General features: G+C 53.7%; 8 protein-coding genes. 5 read left to right on the top strand and 3 right to left on the bottom strand.

Annotated features, from left to right (window positions below):
- Nucleotides 1-233: 233 nt before the first annotated feature.
- Nucleotides 234-2,399 carry an alpha-amylase/4-alpha-glucanotransferase domain-containing protein gene (locus SH528x_RS34855; protein WP_442512232.1) on the bottom strand — a complete coding sequence of 722 codons (2,166 nt, stop codon included), beginning with the start codon at nt 2,397-2,399 and terminating at the stop codon, nt 234-236.
- Between the two features lie 55 nt (nt 2,400-2,454).
- Here SH528x_RS34855 and SH528x_RS34850 point away from each other — a divergent pair, with 55 nt between their 5' ends.
- Nucleotides 2,455-2,643, top strand: a complete 189-nt coding sequence (locus tag SH528x_RS34850) for a hypothetical protein (RefSeq protein ID WP_442508022.1) — start codon at nt 2,455-2,457, stop codon at nt 2,641-2,643.
- A gap of 91 nt (nt 2,644-2,734) precedes the next feature.
- Here the strand turns inward: SH528x_RS34850 and galT are convergent, their stop codons facing one another.
- The gene (galT, locus tag SH528x_RS34845) at nt 2,735-3,949 is read right to left on the bottom strand and encodes a galactose-1-phosphate uridylyltransferase (RefSeq protein ID WP_442508021.1); all 1,215 of its coding nucleotides are present in this window, start codon (nt 3,947-3,949) and stop codon (nt 2,735-2,737) included.
- Nucleotides 3,950-4,038: 89 nt separating this feature from the next.
- On the bottom strand, nt 4,039-5,571 hold the full coding sequence (gene glgA / locus SH528x_RS34840; RefSeq protein ID WP_442508020.1) for a glycogen synthase GlgA: 1,533 nt from the start codon (nt 5,569-5,571) through the stop codon (nt 4,039-4,041).
- Nucleotides 5,572-6,000: 429 nt separating this feature from the next.
- Between glgA and SH528x_RS34835 the strand changes: the two genes are divergently transcribed.
- The 4 genes from SH528x_RS34835 to SH528x_RS34820 all read left to right on the top strand — a co-directional run bounded on the left by SH528x_RS34835 (nt 6,001) and on the right by SH528x_RS34820 (nt 12,166).
- On the top strand, nt 6,001-9,255 hold the full coding sequence (locus SH528x_RS34835) for a protein kinase domain-containing protein (RefSeq protein WP_442508019.1): 3,255 nt from the start codon (nt 6,001-6,003) through the stop codon (nt 9,253-9,255).
- Between the two features lie 242 nt (nt 9,256-9,497).
- Nucleotides 9,498-10,547, top strand: a complete 1,050-nt coding sequence (locus SH528x_RS34830; protein ID WP_442508018.1) for an NAD-dependent epimerase/dehydratase family protein — start codon at nt 9,498-9,500, stop codon at nt 10,545-10,547.
- A gap of 234 nt (nt 10,548-10,781) precedes the next feature.
- Nucleotides 10,782-11,732 carry an HD-GYP domain-containing protein gene (locus SH528x_RS34825; protein ID WP_442508017.1) on the top strand — a complete coding sequence of 317 codons (951 nt, stop codon included), beginning with the start codon at nt 10,782-10,784 and terminating at the stop codon, nt 11,730-11,732.
- A complete protein-coding gene (locus SH528x_RS34820) occupies nt 11,702-12,166 on the top strand; it encodes a hypothetical protein (RefSeq protein ID WP_442508016.1) in 465 nt (154 codons plus the stop codon). Before SH528x_RS34825 ends, SH528x_RS34820 begins: the two co-directional genes overlap by 31 nt.
- Nucleotides 12,167-12,196 lie beyond the last annotated feature (30 nt).

Here is a 12,196-nt window from a genome sequence, read left to right as displayed (position 1 = left end):
TGCCGCTTCTAAATGATTCACAGCGTTGCGTTTGGGCGATAGCCACGGTTTCTTCACCAACCAACCAACCAACCGGGGCTACCGCCCAAACGGCTAACTTCACAGAAAAGTAAAAGTAGGGCCGGTTCCCACCGGCCGGCTTGCCATTGGCCAGTGGGAACCGGCCAATCGATTTTTAACGCGTTGTGGCTAACGCTACGGCTCAAAGTCTATGCATGCGTGAAACGCATTCGCTACAGCCGGATCACTTGTTGTTCGTGAATGGTTTCCGACTTTTGCTCGCAGCATGTGGCCAGTTCGAACTCGACACTCCAGCGACCGTTTTCGTCGCCAGTGACAATCCAGTGAGGCTGTACACAAACGCTTTGGTGGACAAGTTCGAACCCAGATTCGCTTTGGCTAACCGTCTGAATTGGGAACGCCCAAATGCCGCTTGGTCGATTGATCTCGAGTGCCACATCGATGCCGAGCCAACGGTCCGATAGGCTCAAGCCAAGCGCATTTTCGAGGTCCAGTTCTTCACCGAGTTGTCCTAGACGATGGCCGTTGACGTCTGAGAAGTAACGGTCGTCCGCACCCGATGGCAGCCCCGCAAAATTCATTTCGATGGCAAAATGCAGCGGTTGGTTCTGCGGTACGTTTTCGAGCAAGTAGGCAACCGTCAATCGATCGCTACCGGCGTGCATCGTGACGGCCTTGGTCAACGTGATTGGAATCCCCCACGCGTTGCCCTCACGACGCATTTGGACTTGAACACGATCGGCACCGCGACGCAGTTTGGTTTCAAACGCCAATTCGACAAAGTCGCCGCGTTCGGTCGCTTCACCACGGGCCACGTTTTGCAAGGTTGCATCGTTGTCGTAGAAGTGATCCATCAAACTCTTGCGAGCGAATCGGTCGTATTGAAGACGTTGATCGAGATCGGCTTGCTTGAAGACCACGCGGTCGTGAATGCTCGCGACTTCGTCACCGCCGGTGTTTGGACCTGCCAATACTTTACGATGATAGCTTTCCGGGCGACGTTGTAGCGTTGCCAACATGTTGTGTTGGATTTCACGAACGTCCAATTCATACATCCGACCACCACGTCCCGGTGCGAACCAAGCACACAAGCGATTGTTGCTGAGCCGGACTTCTTGGAAACCATCGAAATCATAGTCCGATGCGGTTGCTTGAATGCTGTGTTCGTTGACACCGCTGAGTCGTTCCAGTTCGTTGTCAGCCGCGATCAAGTGTTGAAAGATTGCGTTGCGAAGATGAGGCAGATAGATGCCGCCGAACGCGCCGTGCCAGTACGGGCAATTGCATTGACCCCGATACAGATCATCACGAATCTGTGCAATCTCGCTGGCGTGATTCCCCGTGGCTTCGAACTCGGCAAGTTGGCGGCTGACATGCATCATCCGCGCGTACATTTCGTTCGTTTCTTCGTACTTGGTTTTGAAGTTACGCCAGTAACCGCCGCGTACAAAGTCCTTCAGGTCGGTCCACTGTGGTTGGTCTTCCATCGCGTGGCTCACGTCGTCAAACGTTTCTTGCGCTGCGACAGGAAGCGACCATTCGGTCATTTCGCGATAGCTGCAATCGGGCAAGTAAACTTTGCCGACCGGAGCGGTGTGCGTGATCGCATCTTCGAGCGTGACGGTTTTTAGCCAGTCCGCGTTGGTACACAGCGACTCGAACAGCGAACGCAACCAGCCTTTCTCGTACACGTGAACTTTGGTATCAGGCCAAGTGCCGAATTTTTCGCCGTCATCACCAAACGTCAACACGACGCCCGGCGAGCGATGGGCCAGATCACGACAATGCTCGATGGTGGCGTCAACCGGTTGGAATGGGATCGTGTAGCGAAGGTGCTCCGATCCAGGGAAGACACGTAACACGCGTCCATCATCTTCGGTCAAGTAATAACCCGTCAGCTCGGAATCGCGAAGGCCGGCGGCTCGAAAATGAAAGTCGTCCAGCACGGTGTACTCAATGCCTGCATCGACGACGTCACTCGTCAACGATGATTCCCAAACGCGTTCAGGAGTCCACATGCCGCGAGGACGCACGCCCAGAGTACGGTGCAGCCAGTTTCCGTAGGCTTGAATTTGTCCGATCCGGTCGCGTCGTGGCAGCATCGACAGGATCGGTTCGTATTGAGGTCCGCCGATAATTTCGACGCGGCCCGATTCGACCAACATCCGCAGACGATCAATGTACTCGGGGTGTCGATCGGCCAACCACATCATCAGCGGGCCCGAGGTGTGCAGCGAGATCCGCAATGCTTCAAAAGGCTCGAACACCTCCATGAATGGCAGGTAACTGTCCTGATACGCTTGTTCAAAAACGCCATCAAAGTTGCCGATTGGTTGATGGTTATGAAGAACCAAACAGAGATAAGCGTGCGGCGTCATATGCGTGATGATGGGGTTGAAAGGGGCAAATTCGGTCAATCACAAACCCAATGCCATGGAATTGGCCGCTGCTGATTCCGAGGGGATCGACCCTTCGGGAACGTGTGGCAGTGTGGACAATGGCACTGTTGATGGTTGTATCGGCCAGAATGATCCGATTCATTTACCCAAACTGCGTTTTCGTTTTGGGTCGCGAAGTGTCCGCGTTTTCGCCGCATCAGGAATCGCGTCTGCGTGCGATTAAGAGGTTGCACGCGAATAAGAATAAGGGCGAGAGGTGTAGATAGGCAAAGCTGGCTAACTTGGAAAGCTAGCGTTTGCGAGTCTCGCCGAGATTACAGTACCAGGCGGGGATTTTCCGCTGCGGCACATTTTCGATATTTCTCGGTGGCCAATTCAGGCAGCACCGTGTTTATCATGCACTGGCTGCTCCATTCGAAGCCAGCGATACGGCTGATTCTGGGGAAAAATTCAAGCGACCAGTGAAATGCCTCGGAGTTGCCGTGGGCACCCGGTGGACGCGTATGCAGTAACATGTTGTACGAAGCGTTAGGGACAAGCGATTCGAGCCAGCCGGTCATCCGTTTGATCATCCGAGCCAAATCGTCGAGGACTTCGAACGAAAGTAGATCAAAATGGTCGACGTGGTCCCTGGTGGTCACGCGAAGCAGCATCGGTAGCCGACTCGCATAGGGACAGTAGGCCACAAGCGAGTTGGTTTGCGCGACGATGCGTTGTTTTTGTTTCAATTCGGCGCGAATGATATCGCACTGCAAGCAGCATCCCGTCCTTGCTTGATGCGAACGCATCCGTTCGTTGATGTTTTCAACCGAATTGGGCATCTGGTCAGTCGCCAGCAATTGGCTGTGGCTATGTTGCAGCGAAGCTCCCGCATCCCCACCGACATTCTTGAACAAACTAATGTACTGAATGCCACGTTGATTACGCCAATGCTTCAGTCGCTGTTGATAAGCAACCAGCATCAATTTGATTTCTGGCAGATCTAATTCACTGATCGATTGAACATGATTAGGTGATTCAATGATCACTTCATGTCCGCCGATAACCTTGCTGTTCTGAAACAGCGGATGGACCCGTTTGGATGATGCGTTTTCATCCGCATCCTCAGCAGTCGCTGTTACCGCTGGAAATTTGTTGGGCACCACTCGGACGGACCAATCGCTGATAGGTGCAGGCGGTGTCGCGGTATCAGCACCCGATGGCAACAGCACTTGAAAGCTGTCGTCTGCGATGATTTTCGCAACCCAAGTTGGTGGCGGTGTCGTGTGTTCTTCACCCGCACAGAATGGGCAATCAACCTTGCTTGTCGCAGGAACGCGTTGGTCGGTGCCAAATTGATCCGGACGTGCTCCGCGATGAGGAGCAAAGATCGTCCAATCCCCTGTGATCGGATTGAGCCGTGATTCAGCACAGTCATTCGCCCCGGTTGATTGTGGGGTTATTTCGTCCCGCCTCGGTAATGCCGCCTGCGTTTTGTTTCGTTTAGCGAGTCGCGGGGAGGCGTTTTCGATCAAGGTACTAATTCGCATACAGGGTTTTTTTGATGCACCAATTCCTGTGGGGGTGCAGAGACCGTAAGAGATACTAACGGATCCTACTACGGTTTGGCGAGACAAATTTATCGAAAAGTTGGTGATTCATCGGCGAGTTTGACGGTCGTTTTTGGTGGTTTTTTTTTAAGGGCAATGGTTTTTGCATAAAGGTCAATGTACTGGTCGGCGCTATGCCGCCACGAGAAGTCTTGCGACATTCCGGTTTCGATAATTTGTTCCCAATTTTCTTTTTCGTGATACCTCAGGTGCAACGCCCGCCCGATGGTTGCGTCGAGTGATGCTGCGTTGGCTTCGGGAATGAAGAAACCGGTCGCGGTGCCATCCCGTAAGGTTGCTTCTGTACAGTCAACGACGGTGTTCGCCAAACCGCCCGTCTCGGTCACGATCGGTACCGTGCCGTAGCGAAGGCTATATAGTTGGTTCAATCCGCACGGTTCGTATAGACTTGGCATGACAAAGACGTCGGATCCCGCCTCGATTAAGTGTGCCAATTCGTCACTAAATCCAAGATACAAGGCAAAACGCTTTGGATACGCTTGGGCGAGTCTGCGCAGTTCTTCTTCGTAACGGGCTTCCCCACTGCCAAGCACAACCCATTGGGCTGGACGATCTTCCGTTAGATGGGATTCCAATACGGGAAGGATCATGTCCCAACCCTTTTGACTAGCCAAACGTCCAACAAGACCGATCATCGGAAGCGACTCGCTAGGCTCCAAACCAAACCGTTGTTGGAGCTCGCGTTTGTTTCCAAGTTTGCCTTGCTTGTAAAATCGAGCGTCGTAAGTGGCTACAAGCTTCGGGTCAATTTCGGGATTCCATACTGTTTGGTCGATTCCGTTTATGATTCCCGAAAGCCTGGCATGCCGACCTCGCAGCACATTATCGAGTCCGCAGCCTTGTTCGGGGCCACAGATTTCTTCTGCGTACTTAGGGCTGACCGTCGTGATCATGTCCGCGGCGACGATGCCGGTTTTTAGAAAGTTCAGGTGGTCGTAGTACTCGAATTGGTTCGAATTGAAATGTTTCCAGTCGAGCCCGGTCCAGCGAAACGCCTCGCGTCCGAAATGGCCTTGGTAGGCCAAGTTGTGAATCGTGAAGATGGACGAGGCTTTTTTGATCCAGGGATAGGCATCCGGTTCAGCCGCCATCAGTGCAGGAACCAGCCCCGATTGCCAATCATTGCAATGGACGATGTCCACGGGCCAATCGAGTCGCGAGATTGCATGCATGGCGGCTCGACAGAAAAACGCAAACCGTTCCGCGTTGTCGGGATAATCGCCGGTGGACGTGCCGTAGAGCGATTCGCGATCAAAGTACTGTGGTTGGTCGATAAACCAGACGGGCACGTCTTCGTCGGGCAAATTTGACTTCAGGATTCGCGCGCCCACCAATTTCTGAGGGCTCATCTGGATGGCAAAACTCGTGTCGGTCGACTCAATCGGCAGCCCTGCACTGCGAATGCTGCGAAACGCAGGCATGATCACCGTGGTCCGGTGCCCCAACGCGGCAACCTTCGAGGGAAGTGTGCCGCATACGTCAGCAAGTCCGCCCGTCTTGGCGAACGGGACGGCTTCAGTCGATAGAAAGACGATATTCAATGGAAACTCGAGTGATGCATGTTCGTGATGGTATTTCTGCCGCGGTACTTAAAAGTCTAGCTCGATTTGCAGCAAACCTCTACGTTGTGCGGTAGCTAACAGAGGAAGTGTCGGAAAATCTTGTCCCCACGATCGAGCACTTTTAAGCTTAGGGTAGCGAAATTCGCCAACCGTTTCGGTTAACGCGGTCGTCTGCCGAAAGGCTTGGCAACTCTCGCTATGCCCGCAACCCAAATATCGAGGATGGACGAGCTACCTAAGTCCGTCCTTCTGATTCGGATTTCGTAACTTCCGTCTCACTCGATATTGGGATCGTAGCCCCCTAATGCCGTGGTCGGCTCGGCGGAGTCGATCTATTAGACTATTCATCGGTGAAAGCGTTTTTCCCGCTCAAGCGTTTCCTTCTCAACACTGAAATGTTGTTTATTCATGACGGTCGCACTAAGCGAGTTTTGGGCAAGATTGGTTCGTAACGGTGTCACCGATGCGGCTGGATGTAAGCGTTTCGCCGTGGGTTATGCCGACAAATCGGGGGGACTGCCTCCCGCCGATTCCGTCTCGTTGGCCAAGTTTCTGGTCAAATCGGGCGAGCTGACTCAATACCAAGCCAAGTCGCTTCTGGTTTCCGAAGTTGTGAATTTGCGACAGGGGCGATACTTGCAGACCGATGCTGCGGCGGCGGCACCGCTGAGTCGCTGGTTGCCGGTCGTCCGGCAAGAGGTCGAGGGGGGCAGTGTTAATGAGAGGAGCAGTGGTCGCGAGGGCGTCTTGTTTTGTCCTTCGCCGGAACAGCTTGGCGGAGGGCGGGATCAATGGGTTGCCACGCATGCCGGGGTGGATCAGCCAACGCTCCAATCGATCGAAGTGGATAGCGTGGAGGACCGTGTGGTCATCTTTTCGTCGTTGCCGAGCGGCGGGGTGTTATCGGAAGCGTTGAAAAAGCGACCGAAGCTGAAAGCCAAGCGAGTCTGTGAGATTGGGATAGCGGTTTGTGATGCGTTGACTGCATTGCATGCAGGTTCGTTGTGGCATGGCGACGTGCGGGCTGATCGCGTGTGGGTTGGCAATGATGGTTCGATACGATTGTTGCGAGATCCATCGGGGCCGGCGGTTTCGCCGACGATGGCGAATCCGTATTCATGGCTTGATTTGCTCGAATCGCCTACTGCGTACGCGGCGCCCGAGTTAGCAGATCCAGCGACGCCGTGCAGCGCCGCCACGGATATCTATTCGCTCGGTTGTTTGATCTGTCGCTTGGTGATCGGCAAGATGCCATTTGAGGCCGCTACGGCCGAAGAAATGATGTCGCTGCATGCCTCACAAATTCCCAAGCCCTTGGCCGAAGCGGTTGCTGCAGGCGAAGCAGGAGATCCGTTGTTGCGAGTCGTTGCGTTTGCATTGGCAAAAAATCCACAATCGCGATTTGCCAACATTACCCAGTTCGGCGATGCCCTGCGCGCGACGGCCACGATGATTGAATCGGCCGCACCCACGGTGGCAAAAACTGACGAGCCGCCACAGCAACAGAAGGCTCCATCGCCCCCGATCGCCCCGCCAGTCACGACGCAAACGCCAGACATTCAAGTTGCACCCGAGAAGCCGCCGGTTTCTCCGCCTGCTGCACCACAGTCCTCAGGGACGACCCAAAAAGCACCTGCGATTGCGACCAGCGGCGATGTAAAAGCGAAGAAGTCGATTCGTGGCGACAAACGAGAGGCGAAAGCGGTAGAAACCCCGATCCCATCGGCATCAGTTAAACCTGTGCCTACTAAGCCAGCCTCACCCGAGTCAGCCTCGCCCGATCCAGCACCGCCACAATCCGATGCATCGGCAGCGGTCACACCCGAACCCGTCGCATCCGAGGTAACTGCACAATCCATCGTTGTGTCGACATCGGACACGGCATCGTCCGGTACTGCGAAGGAAACGGCTGCGCCGCCGCTGCCACCTCCCGAATCCGAATCCCCGCCGCCTCCGAAACGCCGCCGCCGGAAAAAAAAATCGAACAAAGCCCCTCTCATCTTGGGCGGTTTGTCAGTCGCAGTGCTGATGTTGGTGATCATGTTGCTTGTCGGAGGCCCTGGTAAGTCAACAACGGTGGTGAAAAAACGCGAACGTCCGCCAATTCCTGCGCGTATCCCTTCGGTCAGCGGTGGCGGAGGCGATTCGCAAACCGCACCGTCTAAACGCCCCCCAACACCGGCGGACACCATGGGATACCAAGTGGTCGAGGATGATCGCTTGCTGTGGTTGCCTCCGTTTGCTGCGGAGGATCCAGCGCCGCTTGTAATGCTTCCGCTTGGGCCATCGATGGTGATGACCGTGAATCTTGCCTCGTTGCGTGCAAACCCCAGCGGAAGCGGATTTCTGGATTCGCTGGCGCCGGATATCGCGGGCTTGCTCGATCAATCGGCGGCACGTGCGAAAGTAGCGGTGGAGAAAATGGACCGACTTTCAATCGCAATGCACAAGGGCAAGGATGGTTGGCCGGAGGTCTCGTTAGCAGTCACGCTTAGCGAGCCCGTCGCCTTGGATACGCTGACCAAAGCTTGGGATGTGTCGGCATCTCGAACGCCGGATGGAGCAACCTTGTATGCGGGCGATGAAGTAGGCTCGGATGCTTACTTCGTCGGGGATGTCGAATCAGCGGATAACAAAGTTTCGCGGTTTTCGGTTTCGTCGATTGCACGCGCAAAGGAGGTTGCCGAAAACGGCGGCGCCACGATTTTGTTGCCGCGGAGTATGCAGATGCTGTGGGATGCAACCAGCAGCGAAACCGACTTTGCGGTGATTGCGACTCCGAACTTCTTGTTTGCCGATGCTCGGAATCTGCTCGACATGGGGGCGCCTCGCTTGGTGAGTCCCCTGAAAACGTTTCTGATTCCTGATGTTGCCGCTGCCATGTTTCTGGCTGATTTTGATGACAGCCGGATTTATACCGAAGTGCGATTGTCGCCTAGCGGCGGGATCGGCGAAGCGACGTTGATGCAGAATTTGAAACAAGCGATCGAGGCGATGCCGCAGTGGGCAAAAAACTTTGTGCTCGATGCAGTGCCCGATTCTTCTTGGCGTCTGTTGGCGAACCAGTTGCCGGCAATGATGGATTTTGTCAGCAGTTATTCTCGCTACGGCGTCGCCGACCAAGCGGCGATCGGCAACGCCTACTTGCCCGCCGATGCGGCATCCCAAATCACCTTGGCCACTTTGTTTGCGATCAATACGACCGGAAACGCGGGGGCTTCGGTCGCGGCGACGCCCTCCAAGAAAACGTTCACCCTGGACGAACTGCTTGCCGAGAAAATGTCCGTTTCCTTTGACCAGGAATCTCTTGAGTTTGGCATCAATATTATTGCCGAACAATTTGCGGCTTCATTGCCCGACGGAACGGAGGTTCCACCGATGCGAATTGTCGGCGGTGATTTACAGAAGATGGGGATTACCCAGAACCAGCAAATTCGTGGATTTACGAAAAAGGACATGCCGTTTCGCCAAGTGCTAACGGATCTGTTGCTGGGAGCCAATCCCGACAAAACAGCCACCGGGTCCCACGATGTGAAGCAAGCATTGATCTGGGTGGTCGCGGATGACCCGAACCGCGCTGGCAAAAAGGAACTGCTGATCACGACGCGACAGGCAGCCGAAGGCAAGTACGAGCTGCCAGCCGAGTTTGTTGTGACCCCCTAAAGAACGTATTCAGAAACCTTTCGCGAGAGCGTCACAAGCGGAAAACCACATTTTTGTGCGTTTATCGAATTGCCTTGGTGCGTTTGTAAGCATTGGATGTGTAATGAATCGATGAATGTCGGCAGCCCGATAGCGAGGTAATCTGGTCACATTTCGCTCAGCAACTACAATCGCAGCAACGTATCGCAAGGGCGGCAATTTACAACGACATTTTTCGGTTTCACGCCAGAACAGAGATTCTCATGAAAGTAATGGTTACAGGTTCAAGTGGCTTGATCGGCTCGGCAGCGGTCCGTCATTGGGATGCGGCAGGCGACCAAGTGATCGGAATCGATAATGACATGCGGGCGACCTTTTTCGGCCCCGATGGCAGCACGCGATGGAATCAAAGTCAATTGGAGTCCGAAACCAAGAACTTTCGCACCGAGTCGATCGACATTCGTGACCGTGATGCCATCTTGGATCTGTTCAAAAACGAATCGCCGGATTTGATCATCCACTGCGCAGCGCAACCTTCGCACGACAAAGCGGCAGCGATCCCGTTTTTAGACTTCGAAGTCAACGCGGTCGGCACCCTGAACTTGCTCGAAGCGACGCGTCAGTTCGCTCCGGACGCCGTGTTTTGCCACATGAGTACAAATAAGGTGTATGGTGACGCGCCAAACGAACTGCCGCTCAAAGAACTCGAGACGCGTTGGGAATACGCTAGCCCCGATGATTTCGATGGGATCGACGAATCCTGTCGTATTGACCAAACCATGCACTCGTTGTTTGGTGCATCCAAAACGGCTGCCGATGTATTGGCGCAAGAGTACGGAAAGTACTTTGGATTGAAGACCGGTGTGTTTCGTGGCGGTTGTTTGACTGGGGCCAGCCACAGCGGTGTCGAACTACATGGCTTTCTCAGCTATCTGGTTCACGTCGCCGTCGTCGGCAAACCTTACACCATCTTTGGTTACAAGGGAAAACAAGTCCGTGATCAAATTGAATGCAGCGATGTGGTGAAAGCTTTCGAAGCGTTTGCCAAGAATCCTCGTCCCGGCGAGGTCTACAATATCGGGGGCGGTCGCGAGAATGCGGCCAGTGTGCTCGAGTGCATCTCGCTAATTGAAGAGATTGGGGGGTATAAGCTGGACTTTAAGCTTGCCGACGACAATCGAAAGGGAGATCACATCTGTTACATCAGTGATTTGTCCAAGTTGCGAGCTCATTATCCCGATTGGGATATTAGGGTTTCATTGAAAGACATTCTAAGTCAAATGATCGCATCCGCAGAACAAAAGGTCGCCTGATCTAACATTGATCGCAGCTGTCATCGTATCGATATCGTGTGATGGATCTCAACGGTTCCGATTATGAGCCTGAGGCGTGTTGCGCCGATTAAGCGCGGCAGCCACCGGCATGTTGGTGAAGAAAGTTGAAGATTCAGTTTGGAAACTGTCTGCGAGCGCGAACGTTCGTCCTAAGGTTCAGAAGCAGTGACCTGACGTTAGGGTTATTGAGACGAACCTTTAGGTGTGTTCAGCATGTTCGCATTGGATTATTTACCGATTAGCGTTGCTACCTTGCTTCCAGCAAGTGCAGTGGGGCTCGATCTATTCCAACGTGAACAAGATTCCGGACGTTTCGTACTTTATCGCGGTGCCACCTATCCATTAACGTTGGATGATCTCGACCGACTCCGTGATCGCGGGAATCACTTGCTGTATATCGCAAAAGATTCCGGTCCTCGCTATCAATCCTATCTGCGGCGATTACTTGATTCGGATCTAGGTTCCGTCAACGTCACCCATCAATTACAAGTTGGCGCCTTGAACGAGGTCGTGCTCGATTCGCTTCGCTCGGCTTTTGGTAATCGCGATGTCAACGAGGCAGTCGCGACTGTCAGCCAGCTAGGCGCATTAACGGCGGAGATCATTACGCGAGATGAATTTGCCGCAAGTGACTTGTTTCGCGTGCTTCATCACGACTACGCAACCTTTACTCACTCAACCAATGTCGCGTTCTATTCTGCGATGTTGGCAGCCGGTTTGGGATACTCGACCGAAGAAGTCGAACAAATCACCACTGGCGGTCTGCTTCACGATCTTGGCAAACTCGATATTGACGAGCGGATCTTAGCCAAACCTGGGAAGTTAGATGATTGGGAATTTCGACAAGTCAAACGCCATCCCGGTCTAGGGTTTCGCAAATTGGCGAAGCGAACGGATTTAAATGAAGGCCAATTGTTGATGGTCTATCAACACCATGAACGTATGGACGGGCATGGTTATCCAGTGGGATGTGTTGGTTCTGAGATTCATCCTTGGGCAAAAATCTGTGCGGTGGTCGACGTGTTCGAAGCACTGACCAGCCAACGTCCCTACCGAAAACCCCTCACTCGCCACAAGGCACTTGAGATTCTCGAGCGTGAGGGTTCCGCGTCATTCGATCCAGAGGTGTTGGAATGTTGGAAGTCGATTATTCTCAGCGCCTAAACGATCTATTCGCTCAAGTGCAATGGGACATCCAATTGCCAGACGAATTGTCCGACTACTTCGCCAACAACGGCGAGGCATCGATGTCGTTTCCTACTGATGAGCGGAGCAACCAACGGATCAGTATTCGAACCCGCGCACTGTTATGGTCGGAAGTCGCACTGCCGTTTCGTCCACGCAATTCGGCACCGCATGGAATTTACACGCGTGACTTTTCACGTACCGGCTCAGGGTTTCTAAGTGCCATCGAGTTTTTCCCTGAGGAAGAACTGCGTGTCGTATTGCCCACGTTCTGGGTCCGTTTGCGAGTTGCTCGGGTTCGACGACTTGGTAATTGTTGCTACGAAGTTGGCACGACCTTATTGCAAAAGTACGCCCCCAGCGATGAGGCATTCGAGCCCTCGCTGACAACGCAAATGGAATCGACGCTCTAATCTAGTGATGCGAACGCGATTAGGCGAAGT

It is taken from the genome of Novipirellula methanifontis (genome assembly GCF_052161655.1).
Lineage (GTDB): Bacteria > Planctomycetota > Planctomycetia > Pirellulales > Pirellulaceae > Novipirellula.
The sequence above is the reverse complement of the archived record's forward strand: the minus strand, read 5'-3'. Positions and strand labels throughout refer to the sequence as shown.